The sequence below is a fragment of the Xenorhabdus sp. PB61.4 genome (assembly GCF_963894935.1).
Lineage (GTDB): Bacteria > Pseudomonadota > Gammaproteobacteria > Enterobacterales > Enterobacteriaceae > Xenorhabdus > Xenorhabdus stockiae.
The window spans coordinates 1-19140 of record NZ_CAWQJR010000220.1 but is presented as its reverse complement, the minus strand read 5'-3'; the positions used below and the strand labels follow the sequence as shown (position 1 = coordinate 19140).

General features: G+C 44.2%; 18 protein-coding genes. 9 read left to right on the top strand and 9 right to left on the bottom strand.

The window, feature by feature from the left end; genetic code table 11:
- Positions 1-124 precede the first annotated feature (124 nt).
- Both phoR and phoB read right to left on the bottom strand, forming a co-directional pair.
- Positions 125-1426, bottom strand: a complete 1302-nt coding sequence (phoR, locus tag AACX68_RS19480) for a phosphate regulon sensor histidine kinase PhoR (protein ID WP_228860209.1) — start codon at positions 1424-1426, stop codon at positions 125-127.
- 100 nt (positions 1427-1526) lie between these two features.
- Positions 1527-2216 (bottom strand): phosphate regulon transcriptional regulator PhoB, encoded by a 690-nt coding sequence (gene phoB / locus AACX68_RS19475; RefSeq protein ID WP_228860208.1) that lies wholly within the window; start codon positions 2214-2216, stop codon positions 1527-1529.
- A 305-nt stretch (positions 2217-2521) separates the two neighbouring features.
- Here phoB and sbcD point away from each other — a divergent pair, with 305 nt between their 5' ends.
- The 3 genes from sbcD (at position 2522) to AACX68_RS19460 (ending at position 8034) form a co-directional block, all read left to right on the top strand.
- The gene (sbcD, locus tag AACX68_RS19470) at positions 2522-3748 is read left to right on the top strand and encodes an exonuclease subunit SbcD (protein WP_228860207.1); all 1227 of its coding nucleotides are present in this window, start codon (positions 2522-2524) and stop codon (positions 3746-3748) included.
- A 29-nt stretch (positions 3749-3777) separates the two neighbouring features.
- A complete protein-coding gene (locus tag AACX68_RS19465) occupies positions 3778-7473 on the top strand; it encodes an AAA family ATPase (protein ID WP_228860206.1) in 3696 nt (1231 codons plus the stop codon).
- A 66-nt stretch (positions 7474-7539) separates the two neighbouring features.
- Positions 7540-8034, top strand: coding sequence for a TIGR00645 family protein (locus tag AACX68_RS19460; protein ID WP_099108879.1), 495 nt, complete (start codon positions 7540-7542; stop codon positions 8032-8034).
- Between the two features lie 160 nt (positions 8035-8194).
- On the opposite strand, the gene AACX68_RS19455 is transcribed toward AACX68_RS19460, so the two are convergent.
- The 5 genes from AACX68_RS19455 to AACX68_RS19435 all read right to left on the bottom strand — a co-directional run bounded on the left by AACX68_RS19455 (position 8195) and on the right by AACX68_RS19435 (position 12789).
- Positions 8195-8695: a tellurium resistance protein TerW gene (locus AACX68_RS19455; protein WP_228860205.1), complete on the bottom strand. Its 501-nt coding sequence runs from the start codon at positions 8693-8695 to the stop codon at positions 8195-8197.
- A gap of 87 nt (positions 8696-8782) precedes the next feature.
- Positions 8783-9724, bottom strand: coding sequence for an HpcH/HpaI aldolase/citrate lyase family protein (locus AACX68_RS19450; RefSeq protein ID WP_228860204.1), 942 nt, complete (start codon positions 9722-9724; stop codon positions 8783-8785).
- Positions 9725-9737: 13 nt separating this feature from the next.
- A complete protein-coding gene (locus tag AACX68_RS19445; RefSeq protein ID WP_228860203.1) occupies positions 9738-10817 on the bottom strand; it encodes a cysteine protease StiP family protein in 1080 nt (359 codons plus the stop codon).
- A complete protein-coding gene (locus tag AACX68_RS19440; protein WP_228860202.1) occupies positions 10818-11612 on the bottom strand; it encodes a hypothetical protein in 795 nt (264 codons plus the stop codon).
- Positions 11605-12789, bottom strand: a complete 1185-nt coding sequence (locus tag AACX68_RS19435) for a phosphoribosyltransferase domain-containing protein (RefSeq protein WP_228860201.1) — start codon at positions 12787-12789, stop codon at positions 11605-11607. The genes AACX68_RS19440 and AACX68_RS19435 overlap by 8 nt, the downstream gene beginning before the upstream one ends.
- A 486-nt stretch (positions 12790-13275) precedes the next feature.
- Here AACX68_RS19435 and AACX68_RS19430 point away from each other — a divergent pair, with 486 nt between their 5' ends.
- From AACX68_RS19430 to AACX68_RS19405, 6 genes are all read left to right on the top strand, one after another.
- The gene (locus AACX68_RS19430; RefSeq protein WP_099120737.1) at positions 13276-13863 is read left to right on the top strand and encodes a TerD family protein; all 588 of its coding nucleotides are present in this window, start codon (positions 13276-13278) and stop codon (positions 13861-13863) included.
- A complete protein-coding gene (locus AACX68_RS19425; protein WP_228860200.1) occupies positions 13863-15017 on the top strand; it encodes a TerD family protein in 1155 nt (384 codons plus the stop codon). Before AACX68_RS19430 ends, AACX68_RS19425 begins: the two co-directional genes overlap by 1 nt.
- Positions 15018-15060: 43 nt before the next feature.
- The gene (locus AACX68_RS19420; RefSeq protein WP_099108752.1) at positions 15061-15516 is read left to right on the top strand and encodes a tellurite resistance TerB family protein; all 456 of its coding nucleotides are present in this window, start codon (positions 15061-15063) and stop codon (positions 15514-15516) included.
- A gap of 26 nt (positions 15517-15542) precedes the next feature.
- Entirely contained in the window at positions 15543-16613 is a 1071-nt protein-coding gene (locus AACX68_RS19415) for a TerC/Alx family metal homeostasis membrane protein (RefSeq protein ID WP_228860199.1), read from the top strand.
- 26 nt (positions 16614-16639) lie between these two features.
- Positions 16640-17218, top strand: coding sequence for a TerD family protein (locus AACX68_RS19410; RefSeq protein WP_228860198.1), 579 nt, complete (start codon positions 16640-16642; stop codon positions 17216-17218).
- Positions 17219-17378: 160 nt separating this feature from the next.
- Positions 17379-17708 carry a SymE family type I addiction module toxin gene (locus tag AACX68_RS19405; RefSeq protein WP_228860197.1) on the top strand — a complete coding sequence of 110 codons (330 nt, stop codon included), beginning with the start codon at positions 17379-17381 and terminating at the stop codon, positions 17706-17708.
- Between the two features lie 92 nt (positions 17709-17800).
- Here the strand turns inward: AACX68_RS19405 and AACX68_RS19400 are convergent, their stop codons facing one another.
- Together AACX68_RS19400 and AACX68_RS19395 are read right to left on the bottom strand one after the other, a co-directional pair.
- A complete protein-coding gene (locus AACX68_RS19400; protein WP_228860196.1) occupies positions 17801-18547 on the bottom strand; it encodes an SDR family oxidoreductase in 747 nt (248 codons plus the stop codon).
- A 34-nt stretch (positions 18548-18581) separates the two neighbouring features.
- The gene (locus AACX68_RS19395) at positions 18582-19055 is read right to left on the bottom strand and encodes an ABC transporter substrate-binding protein (protein WP_228860195.1); all 474 of its coding nucleotides are present in this window, start codon (positions 19053-19055) and stop codon (positions 18582-18584) included.
- Positions 19056-19140: the final 85 nt, after the last annotated feature.

Below are 19140 nucleotides of genomic sequence, written 5' to 3'. Positions count from 1 at the left end.
CTTGCTGTGACATAGCCTTTTGTTCCTTTATTTCTCTATTTTTGACGACTTAAAGTTATAAAGGAGCGGCTATGTCATTTCAACTCATCATAAAAGTCGAGCATCGCGTTAATATTATGATTTTTTAATCAGTTTTTGTATCAGAAGCAATAAACTGCAGAGGTAATAAAAAGCTGAATACAGAACCTTTCCCGACCGTACTTGTAATATCAAGATGAGTATTGTAGTGGTGTAAGGCATGTTTCACGATCGCCAGCCCCAACCCGCTTCCACCCGCTCTTCTCGAACGTGAACGTTCAACGCGATAGAAACGCTCTGTCAGGCGCGGTAAATGCTCAGGGCTGATCCCGGGTCCATTATCCTCGACTTTAAACAGCGCTCCATGAACTGTTCTCAACCAACTGACCTCTATGCTGGTTCCTTGCTCGGTATGATTAATAGCGTTATGGATAAGATTCGACATTGCGCTTCTGAGCTGCTCTTCACTTCCGAGCACATGTAGTGTGTTATCGACATTAAATACAATATCATGCTGTTTATCTGCCAATGTCTGTACTTCCTGCTCTAATAAAGCCAGCATAGCCGGAACATCGACCATATTGTGCACATCTACCTTTGAGCCACTCTCAATTCTGGAAAGATGTAGTAACTGACTGACCAGAGAATCCATTCTCCGTACCTGCTCTTGCATAGTACTCACTACTTTCTGACTTGCTTTCCCGCTGAGATCCTGATCCTGCATCATTTCCAGATAACCCTGTAGCACTGTTAACGGCGTTTTCAGTTCATGGCTGGCATTTGCGAAAAAATCACGGCGGGAGTTTTCCAGCCGTTTTTTTTGCGTGATGTCACGGGCAATCATCAGTAATTGGCTTTCCGAGTAAGGCATCAACTGAAATTCCACAATATGACCATTATTTAATTCAAGAGAGAGGGGAGAAGTAAAATCACCCGCTATCATATAACGGCTGAAATCAGGGTAGCGAAGAAGATTGAAAATAGACTGTCGATTATCTTCTGGCCAGCGAAACCCTAATAAATGTTGAGCCAGACGGTTACACCAAAAAATATTCCCTTCCACTGTCATCATTACCAAGGCATCCGGCAATGATTCGGCACCACTGCGGAACCGTTTGATTAATAATGCCAGTTCCCTGCGCCGCTTGCGATTACGTTGCTGTAACTGATAAATACCATAGAAAACCGGCTCCCATCCTCCCCTGCCTGCCGGGGGCAACATACTGCGATCAAGCCAGAGCCAGTCAGATAACTTCAGTAAGTTATAGCCATGCCATACTAATGCCAGAAGTAATGCAATAACCAGCAACCACGCCAGTTGGCCGACAAAGAAAGACAAAATAACTGCGGGCAGACAGAAAATAAATAACCCCAGTACCAGCTTTTTCCAGGATAATTTCTCAAGCACTTAACTCTCTCCAGTACAGGTTTGTTGTTTTTCAATTTGCTTCATTATTGGCTTCCCAAACTGAATTTATGCAGGTCGTCCCAAAAATCGGCCAGAAAGACTAATAACGAGTAGAAAAGCGATAGCCTGTGCCACGAACAGTCTGTACCATTTTATCGTGTCCACCCATTTCCAGCGCCTTACGCAAGCGGCGAATATGTACATCTACCGTGCGATCCTCTACATAAACATTCGCTCCCCACACATAGTTGAGCAACTGCTCGCGACTATAAACACGCTCTGGGTGCGTCATAAAAAAATGAAGAAGTTTGAATTCGGTTGGTCCCATATCAACACTTTGTCCCTGACTGGAAACACGATGGGATATAGAATCCAGCATCAGTCCTTCTATATTGATAATATCTTCTGCTGCCATAGGGGAGATACGACGCAATACAGCTTTAACGCGGGCAATTAACTCTCTGGGGGAAAATGGCTTGGTAATATAATCATCGGCACCAACATCAAACCCACGTACTCGATCTTCCTCTTCTCCCCGTGCGGTTACCATCATGACAGGAATATCTTTGGTGGTATTATTACGCTTCATTTGTTTGATAATTTGTATTCCTGAACCACCGGGTAACATCCAGTCCAACAGGACTAAATCAGGATAAGGCTCAGATAAACACCCTACGGCAGTGTCATAATCTTCTGCTTCAACAGGCTCATATCCGTTCTGCTCCAGAACAAAACAGACCATTTCACGAATTGGGGCTTCATCTTCAACAACCAAAATACGTCTAACCATGGTTAATCCTGTCAGTATGATTGAAGTCAGCAAAATTCACAGTGAACTATTGTGAGTCAATTTTATTACAGTTTTATGAAATAAATTTCATCTTAATCATAAAACTGTAACCAACATTACGAGGAATTTATCAATCAATTATTCTATTTCATTGCTGTTGCGAGGCCGCTCGAAAATCTGTGAATGAAATTATAATTACCCACGACTTCCGCAGAACACTCATTATAATTAACATCTGAACAGGGTAGGCTGGGCACAGGGACAGCGCAGAGCAGCAACACAGGCAAGATAAGCAGAGCAAAAATATGCGGATTATTCATACGTCAGACTGGCATCTTGGGCAATATTTCTTTACTAAAAACCGTGCGGCAGAGCATCAGCACTTCTTACAGTGGCTTATCAGGCAAATAAATGAACATCAGGTTGATGCCCTGATTATTGCCGGAGATGTTTTCGATACAGGTTCTCCGCCCAGCTATGCCCGGGAGTTGTACAACAGATTTGTGGTAGACCTACAACCCACAGATTGCCAGCTTGTCATTCTTGGGGGAAACCACGACTCCGTCGCAACACTCAATGAATCAAAAACCCTGTTCTCTTATCTGAATACCACTGTTATTGCCTGTGCTGAAACTGATACCCAACAGCAAATTAAGGTATTGAATAACAGAAATGGTCAGGCTGGAGCCATTCTGTGCGCCATTCCTTATCTACGCCCGCGAGATATTATGTTCAGTAAAGCAGGCCAGTCAGCCATACAGAAACAACAGGCTTTACAGGATGCCATCGCTGAACACTACCACCAGCTCTACCAACAGGCGTGTAGCTTACGGGAGCAGCTTGGCCAATCTCTGCCGATTATCGCAACCGGGCATTTAACCACAGTTGGAGCCTCTACAACTGACTCCGTGCGGGATATTTATATTGGCACATTGGATGCTTTCCCGGCACAAGCATTCCCCCCTGCTGATTATATTGCTCTGGGACATATTCACCGCCCACAATCTGTCAATAAAACTGAGCATATCCGTTATAGCGGTTCTCCTATTCCGTTAAGTTTTGATGAAGTTGGGCAAGAGAAAAGTGTCTGTCTGGCGGATTTTAAGGAAGGTAAATTCAATCGCCTTACCCTGTTACCTATTCCGAATTATCAGCCAATGCAACTCATTCGGGGTAATCTGCAACAAATAGAAGCACAATTACAAACTTTCAGTGATTATCAGGGAGAGCGCCCTGTCTGGCTGGATATTGAAGTAGCAACGCAGGATTATCTGCATGACATCCAGAAACGTATCAAAACTATGGCTACGGATTTGCCTGTAGAAATTATTCTGTTACGCCGCAGCAAAACCGCTCGTCAAATCTCATTATCAGAAAAAAATAAAGAGACGCTGACTGAATTAAGCGTATCCGAAGTTTTCGAACGACGGCTGGCAATGGCGGAAATTGACGATCAGCCACAAAAACAGCGCCTGACGACTCTGTTCAGGCAAACACTGGATGAGATTACTCAGCAACGTACACAAAAATAACAATCAGAAATAACGGTCAGGATGCAGTAATGAAAATTCTTAGCTTACGGTTGAAAAATATTAATTCTCTACAGGGTGAATGGAAAATTGATTTCACAGCCGAGCCTTTTGCCAGCAATGGATTATTCGCCATTACCGGCCCAACCGGAGCGGGAAAAACTACGCTGCTGGATGCCATCTGCCTTGCCTTATATCACGAGACTCCCCGGCTCAGTACTATTTCAGCCAATCAGAACGAATTAATGACCCGTCATACCGCAGAATGTCTGTCAGAAGTCGAATTTGAAGTAAAAGGGGTTGCTTATCGGGCATTCTGGAGTCAGCGGCGAGCCCGCAATCAGGCTGATGGAAAACTCCAGCCACCGAAAGGAGAATTGGCGGATAAAAAAACAGGCAAAATTCTGGCTGACAAAATTCCTGATAAAAAAGAAAAGATTGCTGAAATAACCGGACTTGATTTTAAACGGTTTACTAAATCTATACTCCTGTCACAGGGGGATTTTGCCGCATTTTTAAACGCTGATGATAAAGATCGGGCCGATTTATTGGAGGAACTTACCGGTACAGAAATTTATGGCATTCTGTCACAGGAGATTTATCAGCGCCATAAAGAAGCTCAGTCCGAATTGAATATTCAGCAGGCAAAAGCATCTTCAATTGAATTATTAACAGCAGAACAACTGGAAGAGTATCGCAATCAACAACAACAGCTGATTGCCGCAGAAATTCAGCTTGGTCAGCAGCTAAAAGATTTACAAATTACTGAGCAATGGATTGTACGGCAGCATGAGCTGGAACAGTCACTAACGAACCATAAGTTATCACTGCAACAGACTGAACAGGCGATACAGGATGCTTCCCCCCAGTTACAACAATTGACTGCCAGTGAACCGGCTGAAAAAATCCGACCATTGTGGGATGCATACAATCGGGCTTTAACCGAACAACAGCGCCTTGATGAGCAAAGCAGAAAAATCCAATTCGAGCTGCAACGACAGGTTGCTTTACTGCAACCCGCTCAACAAAAACAGATTAATTTGGAACAGGCTAAAAAAGAATATCAACAGCATCATATACAGCAGGAGAAATTGATCTCAGAGCAGGTTACGCCACTCGATCATAAGATTGATATTCAGTCTAAGGATCTGCTCACGCTGGAAAAAGAAGCCACTGTGCAGAATCAGGAACTAGCTGAAATATCATCCCAGTATCAACTGGCTGAAAACCAGCACATCTCGCTGAATAAAGAACAGAAAGTGTTGGAGACATACGATGAAGAACATCCGCATGTCCGCACTCTCGACAGGCAGTTACCGAAATGGCAGCAACTCTTTTCCCGCCAGAATGAAAAACAGGAGCAGATAACCAAGCTCAGACAAAAACAACAACAAATAGCTACTGAGCTTACCCGTACAACTGAAAATCTGAATAGTTTAAATACAGTTCTGGAAAAACAGGCAGCACAATGCCAGCCATTACAGGATTCACTTGAACTTGCAGAAAAAAAACTGTTGAGCTTACAAACCCAATATTCATCCGATCAACTACAAAAACAGTTATCAGATTACCAATCACAGCTTAATTCACAAAACCAGCTAGAAATTTTTTTGCCTCAGATCGAGCAAATACAGACAACGATCTCAACCAATCAGGCGCAATTTGCACAAATTCAAGCGTCACTGAAACCTTTACCTGATCAGTTAAATACCCTTGAGATACAACTGGCAGAAACACAACAACACCATCAGGATTTAACCGCCAGAATTCGTCTGGAACAACGCATTATCAGTCTGGAGCAGGAGCGTAATCAGCTAAAAGAGGGAGAAGCCTGCCCGCTTTGTGGATCGAATCACCACCCTTTGATTAGTGAATATCAGAATATCACCCTGCCAAAATCAGAAGAGCGGCTGAAAACTCTTAGCCAAAAAATAGAACAGCTACAGGGAGAACGTTCTGCTTTACAGCAAAAGCAGCAATTCCAGCAACAACAGAGTGAACAATTGCAGCAATCCACAGAACGTTTCACATCTCAGCTGACAGAAATCACTACACAATGGCAGCACCATTGCCAACAACTACAAGCACCCGAATTACCAATGGAAGCTGAACCGGTCAGGCACTTTATTACCCTGCGTCAGTCAGCCTATACCCAATCTCAGAAACAATATGAAATACTGACTCAAGCTGAAAAACAGTACCACATTGCAGAAAAAACACTCTCGGCTCATCGTGAACAGTACAAATTAGATGAACAAAAATCGGCATTGGAAAAAGTCAGGCAAGAGTCATATCAGAGTCAATTGAAGGAAAATACGGCTGAACTCCATCAGGCAGAAACAGAATATGCCACAACAACAGGGCAATTAATCGATACATTGCACGATACGCCGTTTACACTGCCAGAGCCGCAGGAAGTAGGAAATTGGTTACAACAACGTGAAACTGAATTGAAAAACTATCACAGATCCCGCGAAAAATGGCAGCAATTGCAGCAGGAACAGGCCGCCCTCCAAAGCAAACTGAATGAACTGGAAAAACAAAAAAGCAGAATAATCAATAAACAACAAATACTGACTGAACAGCAACAACAGCAGAATCAGGTATTGCAGCAAACCCAGCAGGAACGTTACCAATTATTTGGCAAACAATCCGTCAGCACTGTACGTCGGGAATTGCAGCAAAAAGCGAGCGAACTGGATAACGCCTGTAAACAAGCCACTGCTGATCTACAACAGTTACAGAATCAAGTAAATCAATTAACGGGCGCTGCGGGTGAAATAACACGAAGCTACCATATTGCCGAAGCCGCATACAAACAGGCATCCGACACCTTCCAGCAAGGTCTGCAACAACAAGGGTTTCCTGATCAGCCCTCTTTTGAACAGGCTTTACTGGCACCGGAACTACGGGAAAGCCTTCAACAGCTACAGGAACAGCTTGCCAAACAGATTCTGCAAGCTAAAACACGGTGCCACGAATCTGAAATCCTGTTACAGCGCCACAGGGAAAAATCACCGTTACTGTTGGAACAGTTTGAACCATCACAATTAGCTGAGTTGTTAAGTAATACCGCCAATGAATTAAAACAAAATAACCAGCAGCAGGGTGAAGTCAAAAACCGGCTCACCAGTGATGCCAACAGTAGACATCATCAGCAGGAACTGTTGGATCAAATAGCTCTCTCACAACAGAATTATGATGACTGGAGCTATCTCAATAACCTGCTCGGCTCGGCGGATGGTGCTAAATTCCGGCGTTTTGCTCAGGGTCTGACACTGGACCATTTGGTGCATCTGGCAAATAGCCGGCTAGAAAAATTACATGGCCGTTACTACCTGCAACGCAAACGACAAAATAAAGATGATGTCGGCCTTGAGTTACAAGTGGTTGATATGTGGCAAGCCGACTCTATTCGAGATACCAAAACTCTTTCCGGCGGCGAAAGCTTTCTTGTCAGTCTGGCACTGGCATTAGCACTATCTGATCTGGTAAGCAACAAAACCCAGATAGAATCCCTGTTTCTTGATGAAGGATTTGGCACACTGGATTCTGAAACCCTCGATATCGCACTGGATGCACTCGATCACCTTAATGCAACCGGGAAAACTATCGGTGTTATCAGCCATGTTGAAGCCATGAAAGAGCGTATCCCTGTACAGATCAAAGTGGAAAAGATGAATGGATTAGGGGTCAGTAAACTAGAATCAGAATTCAGGGTTCGTTGATATGTATTAGCTCACACACGATCTTGATCTATAATGCAGCTCCTTTTGCAACATATTCAGAACAACATGGAAAGATTTATTGAAAACACAATGTATGCCTCCCGTTGGCTACTTGCACCTGTTTATTTTGGTTTATCACTGGCTTTATTTGCACTGGCTATAAAATTCTTTCAGGAAATCATTCACGTCCTGCCACATATTTTTTCTATCGCTGAATCAGAGCTGATCCTGACTTTGCTTTCTCTGATTGATATGGCTCTGGTTGGCGGGTTGTTAGTGATGGTCATGTTCTCCGGTTATGAGAACTTTGTTTCAACATTAGATATCGAAGAACACAAAGAGAAATTAAACTGGTTAGGAAAAATGGACGCCACTTCGCTTAAAAATAAAGTTGCGGCTTCCATTGTTGCCATTTCATCCATTCATCTGCTGCGTGTCTTTATGGATGCCCGGAATGTGCCGGACAGTAAATTAATGTGGTATGTGATTATCCACCTCACTTTTGTGGTATCAGCATTTGTGATGGGATATCTGGATAAACTCACACGCCATCATCATTAGAAAGAAATCTTATATCCAATGGATTTCGAGTTGCATCGCGGCGGCAAGGGAGAGAGTCCCCAGGAGTATAGCTAACTATGTGACTGGGGTGAACGAGCGCAGCCAACAAAGAGGCAGCTTGAAAGACGAAGGGTATACCCGCCTTAATGCCAGCTCAATATTATTCGCTGGCATTAAGGGACTCTGTTCTTTTTCGTGAATGACCATTAGCGGTTTCTTTCTGTAATTCGTCGATAAACCTATCTACGAACATTTCAACTATCTCACTTCTGCTCGTTCCAAGCCGATTGGATAGCCCGTCTATTTTTCGGATGACAGACATCCGCAATGACAGGGAAATTGGTTTCTTCTTTTCCTTATCAAGGAAAACGTGGCTGGTGGCTTCCTTTAATTCAAAGTTATTATGCTGAGTGAGCAGCTCTTCAATTCTGCGCACCTCTTTTCTGGTCAATAATCCCTTATCTACTAGTTGGTAAGTATTTCCCATTTTGCTAAACCGGATATCAGCACGATAGTGATCCCTTAGTTCCCTTAAAGTACGAGTCAATGTTGGACCAGAACAACTAAGTGCCTCGATCACTTTTACCTTGCTGACAGGTCTTTCATGGGAAAGCAGCAAAGTTAATTTAAAATTTCTGAGTTGTTTGGGGCTAAGTAACATCGTTTTCAATTACCAAGTCAGGAATACGATAACTTCCTAATATATAACACAACATCCAGCATAGCTTCTCATGCCGGTAAATCAATATTAAAGCGAGTTAAAATTTTCAGTTTCACTTCCTGAACAGACACCATTATATTTCGCCCGTTCCAGAATATTCACAGCCCAGCGCCAGTGTGTAGCCGGTTCACACATTGCACCCTGAAACTTAAATACCGCCTGCTTTGTCTTCAGGATTTTTAAGGCATCAGCATAATCATGGTTGTTCACCATCAATGCCTTATGGATGTGTTCTATTTGTCGTGGATGAATAGCTGTTTTCCCGACAAACCCATGAGCAATATCCAATACAAGCTCTTTCTCAAGTAACTCCAGATTATCAATATGCTCACAAACGGGCGCTGTTAAATAAAAACCACGTGAACCAAAAACAGCCACCAGCATTTTTATCACATATCCCATTGGGCCATCATATAGCGTGAGTTCACGCGAACGACGGATCGAAATAAGATTCATCAGATCATTACCACCAACACGTAGCGCGATGACCCGCTCGCAGAAAGGGTGAGATTTTAGCTTATCGGCCAAATAATTCATTTGCTGCACATCAAAAACATCTTCAGTTTCCAGTGTCGGCATAACGCCAAGATGCGTTGAAGCAATAATATCCCACCATTCAGGTAATAATGATTGCGTAAATTTAGGTAATACGAGACCCGTGACAAGGCTAAGATCAACAGTATTGACCAGATATCGTCCCATGGATTCATTCCGTGGACGGATAAAAATCAATGGATAATGATCAGTATTAGCGGCTGAACCCTTAGCCGCAGCCAGTATCTGTAATACAGATACGAGGTTTTCGATGGCGACGGGAATATCCTCTTCTACGACTGAATCCTCCAGACAAATCACCAAAGAACGTAACCCTACAACTTTATTACACAGGATTATTTCTGGAATATCTGGGCGGGTCGCTGGTATATAAAGTGTCGCACCAAGCTGGTTTGCGAAAGGGTTCTGTTTCATCGGACCACCTTTTTTATGCTACTTTTTTGATAATCGTGACTGCCCGATATTGGCCAATCAGATCACCTACTTCTGTAATGGCAACATTTTTCTGCTGTGCCAGATAAACCAGCAAAGCAACATCAGGATCATTTTTAGAACGGACAAGTACCTGTTCAGGAACACGCCTCAGCACAGCACGCGTTGCTTCCGCAATTCCCGGTTTGATACGATTAATGCTATTGACCTCATATAATTCAGCAAGAGTGGAAATAACTTTCTTACTTAGTTGCAGCAAAACCATTTTTTCCTGAGGTTGCCAGTCAGCCGCAGGTATGGCCGTCAAATCCAGACGTTCCCGGCATTCAGCAACGGTATCGACCAGCATTCCACTACATTCAAACTCACTCAGATGATCACATTTCACACATCCATGCAATCCATTTTCACTCCAGATTGAACGCGATATTAGCCCTGATACCGGTGCTCCCATGATCCCAAAGGGAATTAACCAATCATCATCACTGGCCGCCAGCCATGAACATCCACACGGATCGGCCAGTACGACCAAACGGGGAATGCCTGAATAGCCCGGCCGTCCCGCTAATGAACGGGATAATTCTGCTGTGATCGCACCTTTACCTGTCCAGCCATCCACAAATACCAAACCAGCCGTCCCATGCTGCTGTTCTATATACGAGAGCGCCGTATCATCAATGCCACGATCCCGTATGATACTGATCCCATAGTGATACGATCGTTGCCCCATATCCCGTAAAACCTGATGTAACATCACACCCAGAGGAACTCCCGCCCTGACTAAGCTCACCAGCACGATAGGTGTGTCGCCAAAGCGTGATATCAGAGCCTTGGCAAGCATCACAACTTCAGTTGCCAGTCTGGTTGCGCCTATTTCCAGCGCTTTATCAAACAGTTCAAGGTGGTAAGAGGTCGGTTCTGGCTCCTGACTCAACATCTCAGAATAATGACGGGCACCAGACTGAATTAGCTGTTCTTTAATCTCAACCGGAGTCATTTCAATCTGAACCGGCTTTAGTAAGAAATGAACATCACCGCTGGCGTAAGAGCCAGAAAAAGGAGTAAAACTATTCATTTATGTAGGATTCCGCATACCGAATAAAGAGGCCGTTAATGTGTCAGCAAATTGACTGCGTTGAGGGATCGCAAGCCAGTCACACCATTTCATAAACCGATGATCACTTAAGCTATCCCCCATGCCAATAACAGGAAAAATACCTCTCTCATCGTGAAGCCTTTGCAGAAGATGCTGAGTTGCCAATCCCTTATCGACACATTTAGGTAGAAAAGCGAGATTATTATTGTTGTAGTGAAAATAAAAATCGTCGGCATCAAAAATATCACTCATCACCTGAGTTACTGCTGTAAGCAGCGTCTTAAGCTCTTCTGCCCGATTATGCTCATTACACTTAACCGAAATATAAACAGGGACATCACCATATTCATAGTTAATGCGTGACCATACAGAAAAACCACAGGATGCTATCAGTCTATTCCCCAGACATTCCAATTCCAGCAATTTATCCCGGTAAGGCTGAAGTTCAGCCAACATATGTGATTGCCACACCTGATCCGCCTTCCCTTCTGGTGTCAGGAGCACCGCACCATGAGTGACAATACGCCATGAAGTGAACGGAAGTTGTACCCGGCTAAGCTGCTCTGTATTTCTGGCTGTCACAGGAATCACTTCCGCATTCGCCAGTAACCAATCAACCAGCATAGCCTGCTGTTTTGTCATATAACTATGAGGAGCCTGCTGCCTGTCTACAGTAGCTACGCGAAGCGAAGTAATATCCGACAGCTCATTTATTTTCCGGCGGGTTTGAAATAACGTATCGTCCAGATCAGTAAAAAATACGGGCTTAATCATAAGTCACAATCTCTATCACTGGTGCAACCAGAGATAATTGCTCTATCAAATTTGGATCAACTGCGGCTTTAGGTGTTTCAAGGCAGAGTAGGACGCGCTCAAACTGCTGGTGCGCTACGTTATAAAGAAAATTGGGGATCCCCAGACCATAATTATCGGTGAATGCCATCACAGACTGAATAGCGTGCCCGCAGGAAATAGGAGAACGGGTTGTCGAACCAAATTTCACGGCAGCCCCTTCTTGTTCAAGGCGTTCTGCCAGCAAAAATGGTTGCCAGACAAACTCGCTGGAGCCTAGCACCAAGACCTTTTCACCAACATTAGCCGGGATCTCAGCACCCAGATCATATTGAATATCGTCCAGCCCCAAGCGCCCCCAGTTCTGTGTGCCGATAATATCGACTTTTCCCCGTGCCGTGACATTCACCGCAGGCATAACGGGCACAGGCGCTGAACTATCCGCATCCCATTGCCACTCACCTTCTATCAGGGAAATAACTGAGACAGGAAGCGGACAGCGTTTTATGATGCTTTGCCCACTCCAGTCCGTCAGAGTCACTGTAATGATATGTTCAATATGCTCCATCCCGGCACAACGCAATGCCTCAAACAGATTGAGAAAAGTATTGCCCGTCGTTGCTTCATCATCAATCAGAACCAGTGTACGGGCATGGCTGACCCGCTGGCGCAAATGTTCTTCTTGCGGCCAGTAGATCAGGTGGTCTGTTGCATGACTATGGTTTTCCTTAAACTCACACAACAACTCACCTTCAACCGGATGGCGTGTTGATGTCAGAAATACAGGAGAAGTGACTTTATGCCGGGTTTCCTGAAAAACCCCCGCCGCCAGCCCCACCGCCGTTTCTGCCATCCCGATATAGAGCACCGGCCCGGGAAGATTAACTGGGAATTTATCTGATAACTGCTGATAAACTGTACGCATAATAGACGGACTGACCGGAATATGACGCCCGAGCACTTTGCTGACAAATAAAAATGCCCTTTTCGGATTACGTCGTTCAGCAATATCAAACAACGCTTCCAGAGACGTTTCACCACACTCAGCCGTCACAGTTAAGGTTCCGCTGTTTAACTGTTTTTGATAGCTTTGTTTTTGGTAACTTTGCTTTTTATCAGCCGGGAATGAGTGACGCTGAAGATGATTACATGCTGTCATACAGAAGCCTTTTAAAAGAATTTCAGCAATTTCAGGAAGTGAGGCAAAAGCAGTGGTGATTCTTTCATAAAACAAATTTCCCTTTCATAAACCAAATTTTTTTATCCAGACAACGCCTATTGCTAAATAGACATTAGCCAAATTTGTTACGTCCATTTTCCAGTTCAAATTCGGTGAAATATGCACCGAAGTCTAGAGCTTAGCCACACTTAATGTCAATCATAATATGATTTTTTAAATAAGAATTTGTTTGACTTTTCTCCATGGAAAAGAAATGATAAAACACGAAGCCAGATTGCTCTCTATCATACATTTAACAGATAGTTGCAATTTGTGAGGATCATAATATGACAGGATTTCAGCCATATATCTGGTCATATTATGATTTTCTACATAAGTGAAATTATCGCAATTCACTGATAGCGATTCACGATAAAAAATAAATCACTTATAAAACAATTCACCGATAAATAAGAGGTGTTATTAATGGTTTCATTGAGTAAAAATCAGTCCGTTTCGCTGACCAAGCAGAGTACTTCGCTGGCTAAAATTGATTTTGGTCTGGGATGGGATCCAGTAGCTCAAAAAAAAGGCTTCCTGTCACGTTTGTTCGGCGGAGACAGTAATGAAATTGATCTGGATGCCAGCTGCATTCTGCTCGATGCATCCGGCAATTCCATTGACATTGTCTGGTTCGGACAGCTTAAATCCGAATGTGGTTCGGTAAGGCACAGTGGCGACAATCTGACAGGAGAAGGCGACGGGGATGATGAAGTCATCAGCGTCGATTTAGTTAAACTGCCTGCCAATGTTGAATACCTTGCCTTTACCGTTAATAGTTTCCGCGGTCAAACCTTCAACGATGTTGAAAATGCGTTCTGCCGTGTTGTTGATCAAAACGGCAAAGAGCTGGCGCGCTACCAGTTAAACGAACAGGGTGCTCATACCGGCATTATTATCTCTTCCCTGCGCCGTAATAACGGTATGTGGGATTTCACCGCACATGGGGTTCCCTGCCGTGGGCGTACCATTGATGATATGTATCCACAAATCGTTGAAACGGTGGTGCGCTGATGAATCTGACTCCGGGGGGAAATGCCCCCGTCTCCAATCAAATGCTGACCATCAGGGTACTTTCAGGTTCAGCAGTCGATGTCTCCGCTTTCCGTTTGTATGCTGATGGTAAGGTGCAGGGCGATCCGGATATGGTCTTTTATGGTCAACCGGATAATGACGATAACACCATTCGCCTGTCCGGCGGTAATACCAATACCGCGTTTTCCGTTAATCTGCCGGCTCTTCGGCAAGATGTCCAAAAAGTTGCATTCACCGCGACCTGCGACGGCAGCCAGACTATCTCTAGCCTTCACAGCCTTTCTATTCAGGTCGAACTGAATGGGAGTGTGATTTTACAGGGGCAAGTTGAAGTTCAGGGGCGTACAGAAGCCGCGTTGATCCTCGGTGAGCTTTATCGCCGTAACGGTGAATGGAAGTTTCGCTTTATTGCTCAGGGTTTTAATGGTGGTCTGAAGCCTCTGGCAGAACATTTTGGTGTCGATATTGTCGATGATGCGCCAGCGTCACCACCAACTCCGGCCCCTGAACCGAAAAGTGTCAATCTGAGCAAGGTTTCTCTGACGAAAGAAAAACCCGCTATCAGCCTGAGTAAACGTGACAACTTCGGTGAAATCCGTGTCAATCTTAACTGGAATCAGGGAGCTGCTCCTGCCAGCCGTGGCATGTTCCAGAACCTGTTTAATACCAGCAAGGGGGTAGATTTGGATCTCGGAGCCTTCGTCCGGCTCCGCGATGGCACCCGTGACGTTATACAGGCATTAGGGAACGGTTTCGGTGCTTATCATAGCGAGCCTTATGTCCAGTTACAGGGGGATGATCGCACAGGCAGTGTTACTGATGGTGAATGGCTCCATATCAATGGTCTTGAATGGAAAAATATCCGTGAAGTTCTGATCTATGCCTTTATCTACGAAGGTGTACCAAGCTGGAACAATACGGATGGTATTGTCACGATTTACGTCAATGGCCAGCCTCCGATTGAAACCCGTCTGACAGAAGGGCATAACCGTAAAAATATGTGTGCCATTGCCCGTCTTGTTAATGACAACGGTGACATTCAGGTAGAGCGTATCAACCAGTATTTTAGTGGTCATAAAGAGATGGACCAGGCTTTTGGCTGGGGCTTTCGCTGGACATCAGGCAGTAAATAATACGTTTAATACATACTCGTTATACAAACTAACGGAGGGACTTATGTCCTTTTTAAACAAAATCAAATCGGCATTCAGTGCAGGCCGCGAAGAGCTGACCAATCAGGTTGGCCGTTTCAAAAACAAAAAATTCATGGAAGGAACTGTTGCCGTGTGCGCGCATGTCGCAATGGCAAGTAACGGCGTCAGCTCTGAAGAAAAACAGAAGATGGTGGGATTCATCAAAAGTTCCCCTGAGCTGAAAGTATTCGATACGACTGAAATTATCGAATTCTTCAACAAACTGGTCAGCAGCTATGAATTTGATGCTGATATCGGCAAAGGCGAAGCGATGAAATACATTATGGCGCTGAAGCAGCAGCCGGAAGCAGCACAGCTCGCTTTACGTGTCGGGATTGCAGTTGCCAAAAGTGATGGTGACTTTGATAACGATGAAAAAAATGCTGCCAGAGAAATATGCACAGCCTTAGGCTTTGTACCGGCAGATTTCGATCTGTAATCGCGGATAATTAAGAGGCTTACTTCATGGTATCCACGCACATTGGTTTTCCGATGGAAACCGTTGCTGTATTTATTATTCTGTCGGTTGGTGCGCTCTTTATCGACCTCTTTATGCATCGTCATGATAAGCCGATTTCGCTGCGCAGTGCCGCTCTTTGGTCTGTCTTCTGGGTTGCTGTTGCTTTTATTTTCGCGGGATTCCTGTTTGTCCATCACGGTGCCGAAGTCGCAAGCCTGTTTATCACCGGTTATGCACTGGAGAAGGTGCTTTCCGTCGATAACCTGTTTGTCATTATGGCAATCTTTTCCTGGTTCGCTGTCCCGGATCGTTATCGCCACCGCGTTCTTTACTGGGGCATAATCGGTGCCATTGTCTTCCGTGGTATTTTTGTTGCTATCGGGGCAAGCCTACTGACACTGGGGCCGTGGGTTGAAATGGTTTTTGCCGCCATCGTCGGCTGGACAGCAGTTATGATGCTGAAAAGTGGTGACAATGATGATGAAATCGAAGATTACTCACAACATCTGGCCTACCGTTTGGTGAAGCGTTTCTTCCCAATCTGGCCAAAACTGCGCGGTCATGATTTCATGCTTACCCAGAAAGAAGTCGATGCAGAGCTGGCAAAACCAGAAAATGCTGATGTAACTATTGGTCGTAAAACCAGCAGTAATAAAACTAATAGTGAAAAAGCAGGGCGTGTTGGTAAAGCAGCTCTTTATGCCACGCCACTGATGCTGTGTCTGGCTGTGGTTGAACTTTCTGACGTCATGTTTGCTTTTGACTCTGTTCCTGCGGTTATTGCTGTCAGCCGTGAGCCATTGATCGTTTACAGTGCCATGATGTTCGCCATTTTAGGTCTGCGTACACTCTACTTTGTACTGGAGGCACTGAAAAAGTATCTCGTTCATCTTGAAAAAGCCGTTATTGTCCTGCTGTTCTTTATTGCTATCAAATTAGGACTTAACGCATCTGAACATATGTTCCACCACGGTTACTCTATTTCGGCGACAACCAGCCTGTTTGTCGTACTCGGGGTACTGGCTGCCGGTATTATTGCCAGCTTGCTGTTTCCCGAAAAAGAAAAAACAAGCTAAATCCATAAATAAATGAGGAAAAAATAATGGGTGTATCTCTTTCTAAAGGCGGTAACGTTTCTCTGACCAAAGAAGCGCCAACAATGAAAAATGTTCTGATCGGTCTCGGCTGGGATGCCCGCGCGACTGACGGACAGGACTTTGACCTTGATGCTTCAGCGTTCCTGCTGGCAGCAAATGGCAAAGTACGCGGTGATGCTGATTTCATTTTCTACAACAACCTGAAATCTTCTGATGGTTCTATTATGCACACTGGCGATAACCGCACCGGTGAAGGGGATGGTGATGATGAATCACTGAAAATCAAACTGGATCAAATCCCTGCTGATATCGATAAAGTCGTTTTTGTTGTCACCATTCATGATGCTCAGGCTCGTCGTCAGAGCTTCGGACAGGTTTCAGGTGCGTTCATTCGTCTGGTTAACGATGACACACAAGCTGAAGTTGCCCGTTATGACCTGACTGAAGATGCTTCGACTGAAACTGCAATGCTGTTCGGTGAACTGTACCGCCACAATAGTGAGTGGAAATTCCGTGCAGTCGGTCAGGGCTATGCGGGTGGCCTGGCATCTGTTTGTGCTCAGTATGGCATTAACGCAGCCTAATTCGCTTTAATTAAGTGATTTAATGCAAAACCCTGCCTGATAATATCGGCAGGGTTTTTATTTCCTGAATAAGATTAACACTTCTCACAACATAATTTTCTCACCCCTTAAAGTACTGCTAAAGTATGACGAAATCTCCAAATGACACAAGGAACGTCAAATGAGTCTTCATGTTTTATTTCGCCACACTGATCTCCCCGAGTTAACCCTCAGTGGCAGCAAACTGAGTGATGCCGGGTTTATTTCTAATTCACTCTTTCATATATCCCAGCACTCAGATGGGATCATTCTTTCTCTGCTTGCCCCCGAGACGGATCTTACTAATCTGATCCACGAAATTGAAAACAAGCCAGAACAGGGAATAGATAATATTCGTGAAAATGGAGAACTTTATCTTGCCGGCGACTGGCTAACTGACAGTCAATTGATAGAGCAACCCATTAATATTGAAATAACGTTCGGGAAAATAATTCTTAAACCTAAGCAATAATGTCAAATTTTTTGTCGCAACCTGCCAGATAACTCAACCGGAAAAATACGCCATTCTCTCCGGTTGAGTTCTTAGTTCAAAAAAGCGAAAGTCTATTTTCCTCCCGCCAAATCCATAAAATTACCCGTTACATACGATGCATCATCAGATAGCAGCCATGCAATCGCTGCTGCAACTTCTTCAGGCTGCCCGCCTCTTTTCATCGGCAGGGAATCTTTAATTCTGTCAACCCTGTTCGGTTCACCGCCATCAGCGTGCATCTCGGTATAAATAAACCCAGGGCGAACGGTATTTACCCTTATTCCCTGTGCCGCAACTTCCAGAGATAACCCCGTCGTCAATGTATCTACAGCCCCTTTTGAAGCAGCATAATCAATATATTCATAGGGAGCTCCCAACCTTGCCGCTGCTGATGAAACATTAACAATCGCCCCACCCTGTCCCCCATGCCGGAAAGCCATTCTTTTGACAGCTTCTCTGGCACACAGAAAATAGCCCGTGATATTGGTGGCAAACATCTCATTCAAACGCTCAGCGGTTAGCTGCTCAATGGTAGTCTGAGCCTTTAAAATGCCCGCATTATTCACCAGCCCGGTAATATACCCCAGTTCCTTTTCCGCCTTCTGAAACAGAGCTATAACCTGCTGTTCATCGGTTACATCCATCTGAACAGCCAGTGCCGATTGCCCCAGGCTTTGGATCATGTCCACAACTTCCTGTGCGCGTTCTCTACGAGAACGATAACTAATGCAAACATGATGCCCTTTCTTTGCCAGATCAAGCGCTGTTGCTTTACCAATACCACGGGAACCACCCGTAATAATTGTGACTTTCTGCATAGGGCTATCTTCCTCACTATTTATGTTGAGTTTATTAATGCTTAATGACAAAAAGATCTTTCGTGGCTGTAAATCCGGATATATTGGCATAATACCCCCCAATATAAGGTTTTACTAATACCGCAGTCACAGCGTAATAAACGGGTGCAATAGGAGCATCTTTTATCAAAATATCAACAGACCTCTGAAAGTCAGCCTGATTATTGGTTTCTCCCGCTTTTTCCACCGAATTATCAAACTCTTTATTTGAATAAAATGAAGTATTATTACTTTGGTTAGTACTGAATATATTTAAAAAGGATACAGGATTATTATAATCTCCAACCCATCCTCCCCTGACAACATCAAACTTACCCTGATGTTCATTATCCAGCATGACTTTCCATTCTTCGGCTTGTAATTTAGCAATAACACCAAGATTCTTTTTCCACATAGAAGCAGCAGCAATTGCAATTTTTTTATGTTGCTCTGAGGTATTATAAACTAACGCGATGCTCGACTTTAACATCCTATAACGTTGGATTGTTGAAGCCAGTCGCGTTGACTTTTACCTTGTTTAAAATTAGCAAAAATACCCAACGTGTGGGAAAGCA